Here is an 18,827-nt window from a genome sequence, read left to right on the forward strand (position 1 = left end):
AATCGTATCCATCGTTCCGATGGATACCCAGACCTAAATACACAAACTTCTTGACGCTACCTCATTCCACACTCCGAACGTACAAAAGTCCATAATCAACGAACTTTGTTCGCTGTTTATGGACTTTTATTCTTTAACCACGTCGCAGATCAACTTTCCCAATTATTAGCGTCATTTTGTTCTTTAATAGTGCACTAAGGGACTTTAAATCAGAAAATCACAGAAAAGTGTTTGATATCCTTTCAAACAACGCCATAATTGACACACGACGATTCCGTGTTAGATTCCTAACTCCCGGAAAAATGATTGACAGAAGCCTAACAGCGCTACATCAATCGTCCGAATTCAACGCCCATCGGGCTTCTTGTTCCTATTTTCTCCGAGCCATGCATAAGCGGGACAGGAGAGGAGCATAAGGGAAACACATGCTGCCGCTTATGTACCATTTTACAAAACGCCAAAAGGGTAGTTAGTTTCCGTCAGTTTACCCCTTAATGGCATAACGCTGCCGAAGCAGCTCTATCATGCCGCGAATTTGTTCATCATCGGGGTACTCTGCGATTTGCATGGGCTCTGCTGTTTGAATGTATCTGCTTCCCATTACCTCAAGTATATTCGCCGTAAAATTTTCAGCCGTAAGCTGCATATTCAAGCACTCTGCCAAACTCGCCATACTGCCCGGCGCAACTAACGGATAGTCGCCAGGGTCCGCCGAACCCGCCGCCCGTTCATAGAACTCTCTCGCACTTGCTGCTTTTTCCTCCCCGGCTCCTTCAACGATGATGAAGGCTTGTACCGAGATCGCATGCTGCTGTCTGCGTTGAGCGATACCGCAAAATTTGCGACCGTCTACACTCAAATCGAATTCCCCCGGACAGAACGAGCCGACTACTTCGCCCTGGTCAATGCGATTCGTCATTTTAATCATCACATCGCGAATTAAACCTACCATAAGCTCAAAATCTTTGCGGTGCTCCATATCCCCCGCGGCTTTGGGGAGCAGTAGCGACACGTTCACAACGCCGGGATCTAAAGGAACAGCCGCTCCCCCGGAGTTACGCACGGCCGTGTCATAGCCTTGATCACGTAACCAGCGTTCTGCTTGCGCGGCAAGAGGAAGGCGGCTGTCCCGAAGACCCATGACAAAAGCACGCGGATGCCTCCAAATATGCAGAATCGGCGGCATTCCTTTTCCAATTGACCGGCAAAGGAGCTCCTCCAACGCAAAAGCATATAATATCTCTCTATATTCCTCTTCTTTTGATCGATCTAGGATGACCATGTCCGAAGGCAAATGAAAATTATTCATGGTTAAACGACTCCTGCAAATGTTTAGCATCATTCTTTAGCATTGTAAGCGATGCGAACCATTTTGCGCAACCAAACGGGACTCCCGGCATACGCCCCATCAGAACATGTCAAAAACCAACAAAATTTTGGAAACAATTCGAAGGATTTTCAATATTTATGTCGAAATAGTACAAATATAACCAAATTTCGATAAGTAGGCGAGACTTTTGAACGCAATTGACGACTTGCTGCTCAATGTACTGGTTTTAACCGTGCCCATCTTGCTATATCATATTTTTTGGCTCGACCGCCCCGTTTCCATCAATTTTAATTATTGGGGACGGACGTTTATCGGCATCATCTGTGCTTTAGCTGCAATCTTTTGTATGTCGACTCCCTTCTTCACAATAGCAGGCAGCGATTACGATTTACGCATCGTCCCATTGCTGGCGGCTTTCTTATACGGCGGCATACGATCCGGGCTTTTCGTTTCTGTTGTCATTATCGCGTATCGCTATTATTTGGGTGGCCCGGAATTCATCTGGATCGTCACACTCACCGCACTCCTTGTTCCCTTCATCCTTGCCTTTATTGCGCTTAGCAACTGGAAGCACCGGACGCCGAAAGTTATGTTTCCAAGTCTTCTTGCCTTCGTCAGCGCAATTGCAACCTTCTGCATTACATTGGTATACCGCATAGAAACAGATCAATCTATCAATGCCAGCTTTTTATTGTTAGGCGGATTATTCTGCATCATTCACATATTAACCATGTGGCTGCTGACTTACTTAATCGAAAGAATTCGCGAAAATATTGCGATGCGTCAAGAAGTTCAGCGCTCCGAAAAACTCAATGTGTTGAGTGAATTAGCTGCATCCGTCGCTCACGAAATTCGCAATCCCATGACGGTAGCTCGTGGTTTTATGCAAATTTTGAGCCAATCCGATGTCACTGAAGAGAAGAAACGCATCTACACGACGATGGTGATTGAAGAAATCGATCGCGCGCAAAGCATTATTAGCGATTACCTCTCTTTTGCCAAACCTCAAGCGGAAAAGCTGGAAGAACTGGACGTGTCCACACTTTCTTTAAAACTAAGCAACCTTATTAATCCCTATGGCTCTATGCGCGGCGTTCAAATCTCAATCGATATGGAGCCATCGCTGGTTGTTAGAGCGAATAGCGAAAAATTGATTCAGTGCCTTGTGAATCTGACGAAGAATGGGATCGAAGCGATGCCCAGCGGAGGCACCTTGCAAATTATCGGTTACAAACGCAGCTCCCAGGTTATCATCGAAATTAAGGACAATGGCGTGGGAATGACTCCCGAACAAATCGATCGCCTTGGCACACCTTTTTATTCGACGAAACATAAAGGTACGGGTCTCGGCATGATGGTTTCCTATCGGATCATCAAAACGTTCGGAGGCGGTATTAAAGTGACAAGCCAACCAGGCAAAGGAACTTGCTTCACCATCTCATTGCCTGCTGCTTGATGCCTCCGCCAAAATATCCATAATCCCCTTAAATAGCGGAATGGCCTTGTTACTTTCGAGCGGATCCATATTCTTAATGACAACGGAAACCGCGTACTGGGGTGATTGGACAGGGCCATAGCCGATGAACCACTGGTTCACTTTCTCCTGCTTTCCGTTCTTCATTTGAGCCGTACCCGATTTGCCCGCAAGCTTCCACGTTGCCCCTTTCAAACCTTGGCCGGTGCCAACCGTAACGACCTCCTGCATCCAGCTTAACAATTTGCGGCTTGTTGCCGCAGATACGCTTTTTCCCCCATTATCCATTTTCTTAACCGGAAATGCCTCCATCACACGATCAGTCCGATATCGAATTTCACTTACAACTCTAGGCGAATAACCTTTTCCATCATGCAGCAGCGTCACAATCATATTGGATGCTTGCAAAGGCGTCATCATCACATCTCTTTGACCAATGGCCGTTTGCATTAAGACCCCTTCGTCATCGTGCGGGGTATGCGCCGCAAACAGTTGTCCGTTGTCCTCAGAATCCAATTGGTGTAACACTTCTTTGGTATCCGTTGTCCCCGACCATCCAACCTCATTCAGCACGCCAAGCTTGTGTGCGTAATTTTCCAATTGTGCGGAAGTTAGCCGCTGCATCACTTTTGCAAACACGATATTACAAGACTGCGCATAACCCTCTTCCAATGTCAAAGGACCGTGACCATCCTTTCGCCAACACGTAAACCCATATTTCCCCAAGGTTCCTTCGCAATCAAACGTTTCTTTGAGGTCGACAGCCTTTTCATCAAGCGCCGCAGCCGCAACTACCGTCTTGAAAATCGACCCGGGAGCCGTTGCTTTCAAGGCAAAGTTGCTCCAACTGCCGCTGCTGAGATTCACTTGCAGGGGGTTGAAATTGGGACGGCTCGCCATGGCTACGATGTCTCCTTGTCCCGCATCTTGAACAACAGCAGCTCCTTCCCGTATTTGGAGTTTGTCCATCAACATTTCAATTTTCTGCTGCACAGTTAAGTCCAATGTCGTGACTAGCTTCACTGGGTAGAAGGTATTATCCGGAGTGATCATTCGAGCATCCAATCCGGGCAAAGGTTTTTTTCCAGCATCCGTAAAATAGGAAATGGAAGTCTCCCCAATCCCGCGGAGCCAGAAATCAAATGTTTTTTCCAAACCGGAGCCGCCAATTTTGCTCGTAAGTGATAGTTTCCCACGCTCTAATTCAGCGCTGTAGACTTGCATCACGCGATCCGGATTTTGCCCGATAAATCCGATCAATTGACGCGCAGTCATCCCTATCGGATAGCGTTCCTCGATTTCAACGACTTTTACATTAGGCAGCTGAAGCGCGTTAATCTGCTCCTCTTGCTGCGTGCTGAGCGGCACCGGTTTCCCACCTTCATTCGTCCCCCAAACGCCGGGATCTTTCAAACCGCTGGAAAAAGCGAGCCACGCTTCCGGACTCGTCTTTAAAATACGCGCAAGCTGATCGATTAACTGACGCTTTACTTTGAATGACTTGCTAATTGGAAAGGCGACCAGCGCTTTGACCGTGCCTCCTGTTATTGGCTGCATATGCCGATCCAGGATCTCGCCTCGGCCGCTATCCAATACGAGAGCCTTCTGCCTCTGGAGAACTGAATTTTTGACAAGATTGACGCCCCTGGAAGAGTAGCTTTCCGATGCAGCTACCTGGATCCAGAACAGCTTGCTGGCTATGCAAGTAAACACGATGATAATGATGAACAAGACGATAAACATTCTCCGTTTTTCCGCTGCGGTTAATTGACTCTCTCTCATCTATCTGACCCCTTCTGGCAAGCCGATTCCTGCTTCTCTTCCCAGTATGGTCATCCCTGTTCATCGACAAACTTTTCGCAGTTCGGCGAAACTAAAAAAGCCCACCCTCCAAACGAAGGGCAGGCTTGCGAATTATGTAATAACTAAATCTCAAACTTCGAAAGTGTTTCATTTAGCGATTTAGACAGCTGATCCAACTTATCCGACAGCTTCACCAATCCATCGCTAATACTGAGCTGCTCTGAGCTTAGGGACGCTACTTCTTCAGAAGTCGCTAGCGACTCTTCCGCTACAGCGCTGACATTCGTCATCGCATCCGAGAGAACGACTTGAGACTGCTCCAACGTGCTGATGGAATCGCTCACCGTACTAAGTTGATCAATGAATCCACCCATGTGACTCGTCACTTGTTTGAAAATCGTATCGGCTTCCTTCACGGCCTGAATCTGCTCTTGGAAGATCGGGGTCGCGTTTGAAAGTACTTTTACCGTTTCATCGATTTCTTTTTGAATCGTTTCTGTAATTTGTCCTACTACGTCGATCGATTGACGGGACTGGTCGGCCAGCTTACGAATCTCATCGGCGACAACCATGAAGCCTTTGCCGGCTGCTCCCGCACGAGCGGCTTCAATCGTAGCATTCAGGGACAAAATATTCGTTTGCTTCGTCATATTATTCAGCACATCGAGAATTTTACGGATCGACCTTGTGCTGTCTTTTAAATTATCGACTTTATCTACCATGGAGCGGATCATTTCTTCGGTTAAATTCGTTTTCCCTATGAGTTCCGTCATGTACTTCGTACCTTGTTCACTCGAGCTTTGAACATCTGCAGCGGCCGTACCCATCTCAAGGTTCGCTTCAATTACATTCTTCATTTGGAAGCCGATATGCTGAGTCAGCTCGTTCCCTTTTTCCGATTCTGTTGCAAGACCAGCAGCGCCATTGGAAATTTCGTCGGTAGCCACAGCTATTTCTCTTGCAGCGGTCGCCGTCACTTTGGACGAGTTCGTCAGCTCGGTAGCCGTTTCAAACACTTGTTGTGCGGAAGCGCTAGTTTGCTGTACCAGTGAAGTAATTTGCTGCATCATCATATCGAAACTTGCGCCTAGTTGTCCAATTTCATCCTGCGTTGTGTAATTAGCCCTTACTGTCAGCTTGCCTTTAGCCCCTTGCTGCATCAAATTGCGCAAATTAATGAGCGGACGCCCGATCATTCTGGCGACGAACAAACCAATCAGGACAGCAGCAATCGCTGCGAATAGCGCGATAAGAAGCGTATAATTAAAAATTTGCTTAGCATCTTTCACCAGAGAGCTTACCGGGATGTCTCCAACTAGATTCCAACCGGATACGTTGGATTTGTAATAAGCGACCAAGTGATCATCTTTGGTTGTAAACGAGCCGTTATCTTGAGCAAGCTGTTCTTTGCTAAGCTGGATCTGAGCATCTTTCTCTAACTGGTCCGGTTCAAGCGTAGCGATATTTTTGTTGGTAGCGCTTGTGATCACGACTTTACTGTCGTCACCGAGGGTCATGCCTTGCAGTTCTTTGTTTAATATCTCGTTTCCTAACTCTATCACGAGAATCGCTGAAGTCGAGTTGCTCAGCGTATTTCTCATCATGCGGCCCACTGCGAATGTGCTCGATGAATTGCTGGAGTACCCTTTAACTTTGCTGTCGAGCCAAGCTACTTTTCCTCCGCCGTCCACAATCTTTTTGAACCACTCCGTACTGCTTGCATTTTCAGATAAAGTGTTGCCGCCACTGCCCGTAATGACAATCAATTTACCATCGGGTCTATAGAGATGAAGCGTTTTAATTGATTTGTTGGAAAAAGTAATCACGTTCAATTTGTCCGTTAGTTGACGCACAACATCCAAAGCTTCATAGGAAGATGGGTCCAGATTAGGAAGTTTCTCCAGCAAATCCTGCAATTCTTTATTCAGCATAATTTGCAGAGTAGTCTCATCAAACGTTTGATATAGGAAGTCGAGCTTCTGCCCTGCTTGCGTTACCGTCTGAAGACTGGATGCGGCTACTTTGTTTTTGATGACATTTTTTGATACTGAGTAGGAAATCATACCTACAGTCAGAACAAAGAATAAAATACTCACAAAAAACATTAAAAACAGCTTCATCCCAACCGACTTCACTGGATTCTCGAGCTTAACCTGCCTCATTTCTTTGAGAGCTGATCCGCTCACGCCTTTTGTTGTTTGCCCAGCTGCTCGAGCGATACGTCCCCATTTTACATTTTGCAGGACATGAATGAAGTCTTTACCTAGTTTGACTAAAGAAGAGGTTAGCTTTTGAAGTGCATTTTTCATAACGTTCACCACCATTAGTTTCTACTTGCCTAAAGTACTCTTACTTTTGGACGATAATGAAAAGGGTTACAAAGTCCGAGCGTTTAACAATTTCGACATCTTCTAACAATTTCCTTTATTTAACGCGCAAAAAACCAAAAAAAAAGAAACTTTCTCCAATATAACCCACTCTGGAGAAAGCTTCCATGGTACTATTTACCTGTTTTCTTGCGAAGCATATCCCACTTATTGACAGGATGCTCCGTCTTGATTCTAATCAATTGCAATGGATGTCTTGCCGCATCCAGCTCCAGGCCTTCCTCATTCCAGATCGCACCGACCTTTTGCTTAAAATGCGTACCTTTCGGGCCAAAGAATTCAACCTCTTGACCTGGTTTGAAATGGTTCCGCTGCTGAATAACGGCCATACCCGTTTCTTCGTTATATTCCATAACCAGACCAACAAAATCGAAGCCTACGACCTTATCCTCCGGTTCGAAAATGTGATCCTCATGCCCTGGCGCCTCGTAGAAGAATCCCGTATTCAGAGGGCGGTTCGCCGCTTTAAAAATTTCGTCTTGCCATAGCGGATTCAATTCATAATGCTCCGGATCAGCAAAATAAGCATCAATCGCCTGACGGTAGGCGTTGACCACAGTCGCCACATAGTGGATGCTCTTCATGCGCCCTTCGATTTTGAAACTGTCCACGCCGGACTCGATCATTTCGGGGATATGTTCGATCATGCTGAGATCTTTGGAGCCCATCGTAAACGCATCGTCATCCTCACCGAATAATGGCAGATCCGTAGCGAGCGGCGAAGACAGCGGCTGGTCTTTGGCAAACAAATCATATTTCCAGCGGCACGATTGCGAGCAGCCGCCGCGATTCGAATCGCGATCCGTGAAATGATTCGAAAGCACGCATCGTCCCGAGTAAGAACTGCACATCGCGCCATGGATGAAAGCCTCGATCTCCACTTCGACATGCCGCTTAATCTCGTCGATTTCTTTCATGCTGACTTCGCGAGCCAAGACGACGCGTTCGATGCCTTGTTCTTTCCAGAATTTCACGGTTTGCCAATTCATTGTGGATTGCTGCGTGCTCAGATGCACTTCGAGTTCAGGAGCCACTCTTCTGGCCGTTAGCATGATGATCGGATCTGCCGCAATGATCGCCGAGATGCCAACCTCTTGAAGGCCGCGCAAATAATCTTCCAATCCGTCTATATCTTCGTTATGCGCATAAATATTCGTCGCCACGAATACTTTAGCCCCATATTGCTTAGCGAACTCTACACCTTCGCGCATTTCATCGAGCGTGAAGTTATCCGCATTCGATCGCAGACCATACTTTTGTCCGCCAATATATACCGCATCCGCGCCGTAATGAATCGCGAACTTCAGTTTTTCCAAATTGCCGGCGGGAGCCAGCAATTCAGGCTTATCCAAACGTACTCTACGGCCTCGCGCTCTTGCTTCTACTGCTGTCGTCATCTTGGATAACACCTTCTTTCTAAGAGTTTTTACGAAGCAAAACCGGCTTCGTAAGCATCCGCTTAATACACTTGTTCTTTGTAGAAAAAACCATATGATAATTCCCGATCCGGATCTTGCAGCTTAGCAATCGCATCGAGCCAATCCTGATTAAATGTATAACCTTCGGGATCAGCCGCATAAGCGTCGATGACTGCACGGTAGCTTTTTACCACCGTCTCATTATAATCGGCGGACTTTAGGAGCCCTTCAATTTTCAGACTATCGATATGCCCGTCCATCAGCTCCGGCAAGTTTTCCAGCATGCAAAAATCTTCCGAACTCATAATATGTGTGCCATTGCGGTCCTCGTACACAGGATAACGCTGATCCCGGCGCTCATGCTCGATAAGAAACAGCCCGCGTTCTATGGAGCGGTCTTGCGATGAAGCATCTTTTCCTTGATGTTCCATATAATTTTTTACTAACTCGCGCTTTGAGTGATAAATATTCGTGATCCCATGCACTTGAACCTCGACTTCCAGCTCTGTATGCTTCTTAAATTCGAGCACCTGCTCCATATTCAGCTCTCTAGCCAGAACGACACGGGAGGCCCCTTGCTGCCCCCAATAATTTGCGGTCGCATAGTTAGTTGACGTCATTTCAGCGTTCCAATGCAGCTTCAAGGGAACTGCTAAATTCCGTGCAGCCATCAGCACTGCAGGATCGCCGAAAATGACCGCATCCACGCCGAACTGTTGGAGCTGAGTGAGATAACTGGAAAGCCCATCTAAGCTTTCATTATCAAAAATATTATTTACCGCTACATAAACTTTCGCGTTTCTCTCATGGGCCCACAATACAGCAGCCTGCAGCTCATCCGGCTTTACCTCGCCAGGAAGACGAAGCCCATAACGCTCTTCACCTACAATAACCGCATCGGCTCCCGCATTGATCAAACGCTTAAGTTCCTGAGCGGACCCACAGCTTACTACTAACTCCGGTTTTTTCATTTGCTAACCCTTCCTTCTATCCATATCTTACCCCACAAAGTGAAGTATCCCTTCGAAGCTAATTCCTACCACATCGAGCTTGGCTCGATTGGCGTCTAAGCTAACCATTAAAAGCGGTCATGCTTCCTGTATTACTTCGATGAGAGCTTAGACATTACTTTGCGGGGACCCCGAAACTAACTTCCCCCCACTAATTCGCTGCCTTTTTACTTGCCGCAATATTCTTCTTATGCTCTTCAAACGTTTCCGCAAATAAATGCCCCTTCGAGCCGTCTTTCTTCGTCACATAGAACAAATATTTCGTATCCTCCGGGTAGACAGCCGCTTTGATAGAAGCCAAGCTCGGGCTGGCAATAGGTCCAGGCGGCAGGCCCGGATTCAGATACGTATTATAAGGACTTTGGATTTGCAAATCTTTCTCGAGTAGCCGTTCCTTCGGCTTATCCAATAAATATTGCACCGTCGCGTCAATCTGCAGCGGCATATTCTTTTTTAAACGGTTATTAATGACTCCCGATACGAGTGCCCGTTCCTCGTCAACAACGACCTCACGCTCAATGAGCGATGCAATGGTTAACATCTGATGTACGGTAAGCCCCCTCGCTTGGAGCTTGTCCTTCCAATCCGGCGGAAGTGACGCAAGCTTCTTATCAAGTTCCTGCAACGTGCGCTCAATAAACTCTTGCTCCGTCGAACCCTTCTTGAACTCATACGTTTCAGGGAAGAGGTAACCTTCCAAGCGGTGCTTAATATTTTTATTATCGGGAAGCCCGCCTAGCGCATCGGCTTGAAATTGAGACGGCACATCCGCCTGCTGCAAGAAAACATCTGCTTTCCAAGGCGTCTGATCCCCCAGTTTGTCAGCGATCTGCTGAATCGTATAGCCTTCGGGAATCGTCACCCGAATCACTTCTTCCTTGACGGTTTCGCCTTTGTTCAGCTTCTCGATCATTTGATCGAACGTCATACCCGGCTTCATACTGTACTCCCCGGCTTGGAAGCGCGAGCCTTGTTTTTTTAGTTTCAAATAATAAGTAAAAATCGATGAGTTCTTAATAAGCCCCTTTGCTTCAAGCTCCTTCGCTATCGCAACAGAGCCCGCTCCTTGTGGTACGGACACTCGTGCTTCCTGCTCAGAGGCAGGCATCGGTTGAAGCGCGTTTGCAATATATAGGCCAATGCCGCTCACGGCCCCGATGATCACGAGCATAAGCAAACCGATAATTAACAAAATGAGCTTGCGTTTACTTCTTTTGGGCTTCACCGCTTCGTTCAAGTGGTCCATCATTTCGTTCACAGAAATCCTCCTTTGCCCCCGACTAACTACAACAAATAAAAAAGAGCGGATGCGCTCCGCTCGGGTGATTACTTCTTACAAATCGTCCTCTACCGGAAACACCATTTCATCGTAGAGCTCAGACACGGTTTCCCATTCCTCGTCATCTTCGATCGTTTCCAGCTCATATTGCTCATCCGCATTTTTCACGACTCTAAAAATGGCGACATCGTCTTCCTTTTTGAGCGCATCGGATTGCAAAACGGCATACGTATGATTCCCGTATACGAACTCCTTCAGAAGATGATAAACCGTAGATTCATTTTGCTCATCAAACAAAATGATATCATCCCCATAAGCATTCCGCAATACGTCCGTTTGCACAACACTCATCCTTCATCTTCCTCATCATATTCAGCCATTAAGGTGTTGAACGTTTCTTCCACAATGTTCCATTCTTCCTCGTCTTCGATCGTGAAGAGCTTTAAGTCTTCGCCCTCTTCGTCTTCCTCATAGCGGAAAGCGTACACTTCGTCCGTTTCTTCGTCTCCGCCGTCGAGTGGAACGACCATCATGTACTTCTTGTCGGAACCGTCCACTTCGAATTTCATGATGACCTCGAACTCTTCTTCGTTGCCCTCATCGTCCGGGATGTAAATAATTTCGGGTTCTTCTTCACGCAATTCTTCTTTGGACATGTTCGTTCACCTCTTCATATTAGCATCCATATACCCTTGCAGAATGAGCTGCGCGGCCATCTTATCGATAACCGTCTTCCGCTTCTTGCGGCTCACATCGGCTTCAAGCAGCGTCCGTGTCGCCGCTACGGTCGTTAAGCGCTCATCCCACAAATGCACAGGTACATTTAGTCTTTGCTGTAAATCCTGAGAAAATGCGATGGCCAGCTCGCCGCGAGGACCGATCGTATTGTTCATATTTTTGGGTAAACCCACAATAATCTCGGTAACTCCGTATTGCCCTACAATCGCTTCCAACCGCTCCATGTCGTTCTCAGGCTTGCGACGCTGAATGACTTCAAGCCCTTGAGCGGTCCAGCCAAGCTCATCGCTGAGCGCGACACCGATTGTCTTATCCCCGTAATCCAAGCCCATCCATCTCATGCCGGTTCTCTTTTCCCTCTATTTGTGTTGGCCCAGATAAGAACGCACAAGCTCCTCGATCAGTTCATCCCGCTCGCGCTTGCGTATAAGACTGCGTGCGTTGTTATGTCTTGGAATGTATGCAGGATCTCCGGAAAGCAAGTATCCGACAATCTGGTTAATCGGATTATACCCCTTTTCCTGAAGAGCGTCGTAGACCGCTAATAGCACTTCTTTCGGCGATGTCTCGATTTCTTCAGCCTTGACGTTGAACTTCATCGTTTTATCCATGGAACTCATCAGGAGCACCCCACTTTCCGTTTGTTACCTTTGTAAAATTATAGAAAATGTTACGTGTATACTGTGATATATTCTCTATGGGTTTAAAAATTCCTGTCCCACCGAAAAATAAATATTGAACCTCTAAGCGAATTGTGAAAGAAGGCTTTCAACACTTGCGAGCGCCGCTTGCAGTTTAGATGCATCCTTACCGCCGGCTTGTGCCATATCCGGACGACCGCCGCCGCTGCCTCCGCATTGCGTGGCAACTTCTTTAATGATTTTGCCTGCGTGGAAACCTTTGGCAACCAGATCCGGTGTGACCGCAGCGACGAGGTTGACCTTGTCTTCAGCCGGTGCGCCAAGTACGATAACTGCGGAACCGAGCTTTACCTTCATCTCGTCTACGATGTTGCGAAGCGAGTCGATGTCTCCTGCATTCACTTGCGCTGCAAGGACGTTGACGCCGCCGACTTGCTTCACTTGATCGGTGAGCGAGCCTGCCTCGATGCGTCCAAGCTTACTGCGCAGCGATTCATTCTCGCGCGACAGTTCTTTCATTTGCTGCAAGGTGCTCTCCAAACGTTTAGGAACATCCTGAACGTTCGATTTCAATATGCCTGCCGCATCCTTAAGCAGTTGCAGCTGACCATCGAGGAACTCGTATGCGCTGCGGCCTGTTACCGCTTCGATTCGGCGGACACCGGAGCCGATACCGGACTCGCTGACGATTTTGAACAAGCCGATCTGCCCCGTATTCTGCACATGGCAACCCCCGCAAAGCTCTAGGCTGTAATCGCCGACTTGCACGACGCGCACGATGTCGCCGTACTTCTCGCCGAATAATGCCATGGCTCCCATTGCTTTTGCTTCGGCAATTGCTTTCAGCGAAATATCTACATTCGTGTTATTCCAAATCTGACGGTTTACACGCTGCTCCACATCCTGCAGTTCTTCAGCGCTGATGCTGCCGAAATGCGAGAAGTCAAAGCGCAGACGATCCGGTTCGACAAGCGAACCCGCCTGATTAACATGCGTACCAAGCACTTCCTTGAGTGCTTTGTGCAGCAAATGTGTAGCCGTGTGATTCTTGATGATATCACCGCGCTGCGCAGAAGCGACAGACGCCTCTACGGTATCACCTTTGCGGAGAACGCCCGCTTCTACAACCACTTTATGAACATGCTGGCCGTGCGGCGCCTTACTTACATCTTCCACTTTCAAAGTCACTTGGCTATTCGAGATCGTGCCATGATCGCTCACTTGACCGCCGCTTTCTGCATAGAAAGGCGTACGATCCAGAATGACTTGGCAAGTCTCTCCGACGCCCACGATATCGACAAACTCATTCTCATGAACGATAGCGACGATATTAGCAGTAACTACCAACTCATTATATCCAACAAATTCGCTTTTAACCGTGAATTCAGCGAGTGGCCCGCCTTGTACCTTCATGCCGCCCTCGTCGTGGCGAGCTGCTCTGGCACGGTCCCGCTGCTCTTGCATGGAGGCGTCGAACCCTTCGCGATCGACCGTCATTCCCTTTTCAGCGGCAAAGTCTTCTGTCAAATCGAATGGGAATCCGTACGTATCGTACAGCTTGAACGCATCCGGCCCGCTAATTTGACTTCCGCCTGCTTGGCGGGTCTTCTCAACCATTTCAGCCAAAATGCTCAAACCATCGCTCAACGTTTCGTGGAAACGCTCTTCCTCAGTGCGAATTACTTTCTCAATGAACTCGGCTTTATCTACGACTTCACTGTAGTATACACCCATGATCTCGCCAACGGTTGGCACCAGTTTATAAAGGAACGGCTTATCCATACCGAGCACCCTGCCATAACGGACAGCGCGGCGCAGCAAACGGCGAATGACATATCCACGGCCTTCGTTGGAAGGAAGTACACCGTCACCGACGGAGAATGCAACCGTCCGGATATGGTCAGCGATTACTTTAAGCGCAACATCGTGCTCTTCGTTCACATGGTATTTCACACCGGCTAGCTCACAAGTCTTGTCGATGATCGGCTTGAACAGATCCGTATCGAAGTTTGAATCCACATCTTGCAAGATGGAGGCGAAACGCTCCAAACCTGCGCCCGTATCAATATTTTTGTTAGGCAGCGGTGTGTAGCTGCCGTCCTTGTTATGGTTGAACTGCGTGAACACCAGGTTCCACACTTCAAGGAAACGCTCGTTCTCGCCGCCTGGCCAGCATTCCGGATCGGAGAGATCGCCGTATTTGTCACCACGGTCATAGAAAATCTCCGTACAAGGACCGCATGGGCCTTCGCCAATATCCCAGAAGTTGTCTTCCTTCAACCGGTAAATGCGCTCTTCAGGAATGCCGATCTGCTTGTTCCATATCTCATAAGCTTCCTCATCATCTTCATGAACGGTTACGGAGATCCGATTCGGATCAAAGCCGATCCACTGCGGATCCGTCAAAAACTCCCACGCCCAAGGAATAACTTCTTTCTTGAAGTAGTCACCGATCGAGAAGTTGCCGAGCATTTCAAAGAACGTATGGTGACGGCGCGTCTTGCCTACATTCTCAATATCGTTCGTGCGAATGCACTTCTGGGCATTCGTAATCCGCGGGTTCTCAGGAATAATGCGGCCATCCAAATAAGGCTTGAGCGGCGCAATTCCCGCATTGATCCAAAGCAGCGAGGGGTCATTGTGCGGAACAAGAGATGAGCTAGGCTCTACCTTATGACCTTTACTTGCAAAAAATTGCAACCATTTTGAACGAATTTCACTTGCTTTCATCTGTCTCATGCCTCCATATTATTTATATGTTTTCTTGCAAACGTTCAGAGGACGAAACCCCTGGAGTCCCCCAGTTATGTGGATTCAGGGGCAACCCAAAATAAAAAACGCCCCTGCAGCTAAACAGGGACGAATCATCGCGGTACCACCCTGGTTATTGCGCTTGAGCTTTCTGCCTCAGACAGACTAACAAACACAATCTCCTTGTGCGGATCTGTAACGGGTCCAACCGGTGGAGTTTGTCCACACTCCGAAACGAGCGCTCAGCCATCCTTGCACCGAAAGGTTCTTGCAGCCGTGTTCAGCGCATCTTGCGTTAAACCGGAACCTTCTCTCTGACGATGGACTATGGCTTACTTAAGTTTCATCAACGTTTTTAACAATAGTGATAGATAAGGCAAATTATAACTTTATGCTTGAACTGTGTCAATATGAGGGTGTTTTGACGTACGAGGACGCCGATCAAGGCAATGACAAAGATAAAAATTTGGTAAAGAAGTCATCATCTAGTTGACACGTATTCTCAGTGGAAGTATAATCGAATTATTGATAATGATTTTCATTATCGAAATTAAAGTCTATCCTGACTTGCTTATTCCGTGGCGTCTATCCGTTAGTATTACGTATTGCCACTCTTTCATAACCTCAACCCTCGTGCAGAACCCCTCTGGACCATGATCCCGCAAGTCATGGTTTAGAGGGGTTCTGTGCGTCAAAGCCTTTTCCTATTTATAAAGTCCTATGGACATTCAGCTTTTTCTCACGTCGTCGGACGATGTACATAATTGATAAAAACATGCTGAATGATTACCTTCAGTACGGCAAAGAACGGCACCGCCAGTATAAGCCCCACGATCCCGGCCACCTCCCCACCGACTAGAAGCGCAAAGATGATAAAGAGCGGATGCATATGCAGCGTTCTCCCAACGACCTGTGGGGAAATGACATTCCCCTCTAGAATCTGTACGGCTAAATTTACCAATGCGACGAACAAAATCATTTTCAATGAAACGGTTGACGCCATGATAAGTGCCGGTGCCGCGCCAAAGAAAGGCCCCAAATACGGAATAATATTGAATACGGCCACTACAATCGCTAGGAGCAGAGGATACGGCATTCCAATCAACCAATACCCTATATAAGCAAGTATGCCAATGATCACGCAAACCAGCAGCTGTCCGCGAATGTAATTGCCGAGCGCCGTATCGATATCGATTAGCAGTTTGACCGTTTTCTTGCGGTGATCTTTCGGCACGATAGCCAGAGCAGTTTTCTCCATAAGCTGAAAATCCTTAAGCATATAGAAAGCAACAAAAGGGATGATAAAAGCAACAAACAGCATGTTGATCATATTCCCGATTTGATTCACATAATTTGAAATCGCGAGTGAAATCGAATTTTCCATCTTCGTCAAAGAATGATTGATTCCATTACGGACGCTATCAGGCAGCAACTGATTCCGGTTAAAGCCATCTACCAGCGACTGGGCATGCAACGCCATTTCCGGCATGTGTTCATTAAGTTCTGCGATTTGCTTCATAAACATAGGCGTCATATTCATGACAATCACAGTTAATGAGGAAATGAACACACTATATATGAGAAGCACCGCTATGGTTCTTGGCACTTTACGCTGATTAAGAACATTCACAACCGGATTCAAGATGTATGAGATAATCACCGCAATAAAAAAAGGCGTCAGGATGGCTTTTAAAAATCGAAACAAATTTAGCAAAATCGGCTTTATTTGCAGCAGCATGTAAAGAATAGCCAGCGCCAGCAATGTGTACACAAGCCCGACAAACCATTTATTTTTCCATAATCGTTCCATCTATTTTCACCTCGGATTCAGGCTTAAGCTGTTGCAATGTATGCTAGTACAGTATATGTACAACCTGTGAAAATTAACCCGAATAGCCATCAGCCACGACAAAACAAAAAACGTCATTCGTTCAAGCGCTTTAGGCAAGCACCTGAAAAATGACGTTCATACATAAGACGAATTAATTCGCATGTACGTGAACTTGTGGAATTTCTTCCTCAAAAAACAAATCGTCAAGCGAACTTAACGTCCCGTCTTCCTCTACTTGATACACGGACATTTTGTCGCCGTTGACGCTGAGCTCAATAAAACAGCCCCAGCAGTAAAATTGATGGGAACCGATTTTCCCAATATCTTTGGAATTGCAATTTGGACAACGCATCATGTTACTCACCCTATTCTTCTTTGGATACGAAGAGTTCTTCTAGTTCCTGAGTACAATGTACAGGCACGATAATGGCGTCTTCTCCTTTGGTTGCCGATTCCGGCATGGGAAGCCATCTACGCCCTTCCTTCAAATCAGAAATAAACCCTTCGGACAGTTCATAGCCTACTATTTGTGTTCCCCATTCTTGGTTTAAATAAACATCTTCTACCATGCCTAATTGCTGGCCCCCTACGGTAACTACGGGGAGGCCTTTAATCTTACGGTTTCCTTCGAGCAGCGTATACGGTTGCCCTTCGGCTTGCTCCAACTCTTGAATGACACTGTCGTTCGGTATCGTAATGGCATCTTCACCGGCAGCAACGAGTTCTTCCCATGGAATGTACCGTAGGGATGAAAACCAATGCTTCGTTTCAAGTAGGATACCTTTTATGTTCCACGTCGGGTCTAACAGCAAATCTTTGACTTGGCCTATTAATTTACCGGATTCAACCGTTAAAACGGGAAGTCCGATGAGATCGTGCGCTTTGCGCAAGCATGACTCCTCCTCATTTACCCCACAAAGTGACGAATGGCTAATAAGCATAGTCAATTGCCTAACTTCGATAAAAGTTTAGACATTACTTTATGTGGCCCAGAATAGGACCGCCCGGTACTATGTAGTACGCAATCGCTTGACAATGGTTGCAAGTTTTTGGGCAGCTGATTCGATTTGCTCTTTAGAATTCCCCATTCCGAAACTAAATCGAACCGCGGAGGCTGTAACATTTTCTGGAAGCTTCATTGCTTTTAAGACATGCGAGACTTCCAATGATCCTGACGTGCATGCAGAACCGCTCGCGGCCGCTACACCATCCAAATCAAGATTCATAAGCAAAGTTTCAGTCGAGATACCTGGGAAGCTGATGTTAAGAATATGCGGGATAAACTGTTCCTTGTGACCATTGATGACAAAACTTTCGCGGCCTAACAGCTGTTCTAATGTATTTACCATAATTTGACGAATCTCAGAAGCAGTTTGTTGCGCGATCTCTAACTTAGGCAAATTGATTTCAACCGCTTTGGCAAATCCTGCGATTCCCGCCACATTCTCTGTACCAGGCCGACGCTTTCTCTCTTGGGATCCGCCGAATACGTGTGGCGTTAAAATCATATTTTTGGAAACATAAAGCGCCCCGACACCTTTGGGGCCATTAATTTTATGAGCCGAGAAGCTCATCAAGTCTACAGGTAACGCAGCAAGATTCAGCTGCAACTTGCCTAAAGCTTGCACCGCGTCCACATGAAACGGGATCTGCCGGCTTCGCGCTAATTGACCGATTTGCTCAATTGGCTGGATTGTCCCCACTTCATTGTTCACGTACATAACCGAAATGAGAGCCGTATCGGGACGGATGGCTGCTTCTACATCCTCCGTGTGAATAAGACCAGTCGGATCTACTGGAAGGTATGTCACCTCATAACCGAGGCTCTCCAGCCTTTCACATGGGTGCAGAACAGCATGATGCTCGATTTGTGTCGTTATGATATGCTTCTTGCCTTCCTTGTTCGCACTCAGCACGCCAAAAATCGCCATATTGTTGCTCTCCGTCCCGCCGCTTGTAAAGATAAGCTGTGCAGGCTGGCAGCCTAACGAACGCGCCATCGAGTCGCGAAAACGGTTCAGAGCGGTTCTAGTCGCTCTACCGAAGCTATGCGTACTCGATGGATTGCCAAAAAACGCTGTATAGAAAGGAAGCATGGCTTCCAAGACTTCGGGATGCACGGGCGTCGTCGCCGCATGGTCTAAATATATCGGATTCATATAGCA

Annotated in this window: 16 protein-coding genes; 1 reads left to right on the forward strand and 15 read right to left on the reverse strand. The window is 47.1% G+C overall.

All coding sequences use genetic code 11. The annotated features are described in order from the left end of the window. Nucleotides 1-484: 484 nt before the first annotated feature. Nucleotides 485-1,309: a lipoate--protein ligase family protein gene (locus ACFQZT_RS32860; RefSeq protein WP_379307293.1), complete on the reverse strand. Its 825-nt coding sequence runs from the start codon at nucleotides 1,307-1,309 to the stop codon at nucleotides 485-487. 208 nt (nucleotides 1,310-1,517) lie between these two features. Here ACFQZT_RS32860 and ACFQZT_RS32865 point away from each other — a divergent pair, with 208 nt between their 5' ends. Beyond that, nucleotides 1,518-2,786, forward strand: a complete 1,269-nt coding sequence (locus ACFQZT_RS32865) for an ATP-binding protein (RefSeq protein WP_379307295.1) — start codon at nucleotides 1,518-1,520, stop codon at nucleotides 2,784-2,786. Here ACFQZT_RS32865 and ACFQZT_RS32870 read toward each other — a convergent pair. The 14 genes from ACFQZT_RS32870 to ACFQZT_RS32935 all read right to left on the reverse strand — a co-directional run bounded on the left by ACFQZT_RS32870 (nucleotide 2,769) and on the right by ACFQZT_RS32935 (nucleotide 18,821). Then, nucleotides 2,769-4,586, reverse strand: a complete 1,818-nt coding sequence (locus ACFQZT_RS32870) for a peptidoglycan D,D-transpeptidase FtsI family protein (RefSeq protein WP_379307297.1) — start codon at nucleotides 4,584-4,586, stop codon at nucleotides 2,769-2,771. The genes ACFQZT_RS32865 and ACFQZT_RS32870 overlap by 18 nt on opposite strands. 143 nt (nucleotides 4,587-4,729) lie before the next feature. Then, nucleotides 4,730-6,916 (reverse strand): methyl-accepting chemotaxis protein, encoded by a 2,187-nt coding sequence (locus ACFQZT_RS32875; protein WP_379307299.1) that lies wholly within the window; start codon nucleotides 6,914-6,916, stop codon nucleotides 4,730-4,732. Nucleotides 6,917-7,107: 191 nt separating this feature from the next. After that, nucleotides 7,108-8,391 carry a peptidase U32 family protein gene (locus tag ACFQZT_RS32880; protein ID WP_379307301.1) on the reverse strand — a complete coding sequence of 428 codons (1,284 nt, stop codon included), beginning with the start codon at nucleotides 8,389-8,391 and terminating at the stop codon, nucleotides 7,108-7,110. A gap of 62 nt (nucleotides 8,392-8,453) precedes the next feature. After that, on the reverse strand, nucleotides 8,454-9,383 hold the full coding sequence (locus ACFQZT_RS32885; protein WP_379307302.1) for a peptidase U32 family protein: 930 nt from the start codon (nucleotides 9,381-9,383) through the stop codon (nucleotides 8,454-8,456). Nucleotides 9,384-9,573: 190 nt separating this feature from the next. Further along, nucleotides 9,574-10,671 (reverse strand): endolytic transglycosylase MltG, encoded by a 1,098-nt coding sequence (gene mltG / locus ACFQZT_RS32890; protein ID WP_379307351.1) that lies wholly within the window; start codon nucleotides 10,669-10,671, stop codon nucleotides 9,574-9,576. A gap of 84 nt (nucleotides 10,672-10,755) precedes the next feature. Beyond that, nucleotides 10,756-11,052 (reverse strand): DUF1292 domain-containing protein, encoded by a 297-nt coding sequence (locus ACFQZT_RS32895; RefSeq protein WP_379307304.1) that lies wholly within the window; start codon nucleotides 11,050-11,052, stop codon nucleotides 10,756-10,758. Then, nucleotides 11,049-11,357, reverse strand: coding sequence for a DUF1292 domain-containing protein (locus ACFQZT_RS32900; RefSeq protein WP_379307306.1), 309 nt, complete (start codon nucleotides 11,355-11,357; stop codon nucleotides 11,049-11,051). The genes ACFQZT_RS32895 and ACFQZT_RS32900 overlap by 4 nt, the downstream gene beginning before the upstream one ends. 6 nt (nucleotides 11,358-11,363) lie before the next feature. Beyond that, a complete protein-coding gene (gene ruvX, locus ACFQZT_RS32905; protein WP_379307308.1) occupies nucleotides 11,364-11,780 on the reverse strand; it encodes a Holliday junction resolvase RuvX in 417 nt (138 codons plus the stop codon). 18 nt (nucleotides 11,781-11,798) lie between these two features. After that, complete coding sequence (locus ACFQZT_RS32910; protein WP_134753304.1) at nucleotides 11,799-12,059, reverse strand: IreB family regulatory phosphoprotein; 261 nt, start codon at nucleotides 12,057-12,059, stop codon at nucleotides 11,799-11,801. Nucleotides 12,060-12,182: 123 nt separating this feature from the next. Beyond that, the gene (alaS, locus tag ACFQZT_RS32915; protein ID WP_379307310.1) at nucleotides 12,183-14,810 is read right to left on the reverse strand and encodes an alanine--tRNA ligase; all 2,628 of its coding nucleotides are present in this window, start codon (nucleotides 14,808-14,810) and stop codon (nucleotides 12,183-12,185) included. A 760-nt stretch (nucleotides 14,811-15,570) separates the two neighbouring features. Further along, complete coding sequence (locus ACFQZT_RS32920) at nucleotides 15,571-16,641, reverse strand: AI-2E family transporter (RefSeq protein WP_379307312.1); 1,071 nt, start codon at nucleotides 16,639-16,641, stop codon at nucleotides 15,571-15,573. A 172-nt stretch (nucleotides 16,642-16,813) separates the two neighbouring features. Next, entirely contained in the window at nucleotides 16,814-17,017 is a 204-nt protein-coding gene (locus ACFQZT_RS32925; RefSeq protein ID WP_163940154.1) for a hypothetical protein, read from the reverse strand. 10 nt (nucleotides 17,018-17,027) lie between these two features. After that, nucleotides 17,028-17,552: a PRC-barrel domain-containing protein gene (locus ACFQZT_RS32930; RefSeq protein WP_379307315.1), complete on the reverse strand. Its 525-nt coding sequence runs from the start codon at nucleotides 17,550-17,552 to the stop codon at nucleotides 17,028-17,030. Between the two features lie 120 nt (nucleotides 17,553-17,672). After that, the gene (locus ACFQZT_RS32935; protein ID WP_379307317.1) at nucleotides 17,673-18,821 is read right to left on the reverse strand and encodes a cysteine desulfurase family protein; all 1,149 of its coding nucleotides are present in this window, start codon (nucleotides 18,819-18,821) and stop codon (nucleotides 17,673-17,675) included. Nucleotides 18,822-18,827 lie beyond the last annotated feature (6 nt).

Source organism: Paenibacillus sp. GCM10027628 (genome assembly GCF_042676385.1).
Taxonomy (GTDB): domain Bacteria; phylum Bacillota; class Bacilli; order Paenibacillales; family NBRC-103111; genus Paenibacillus_E.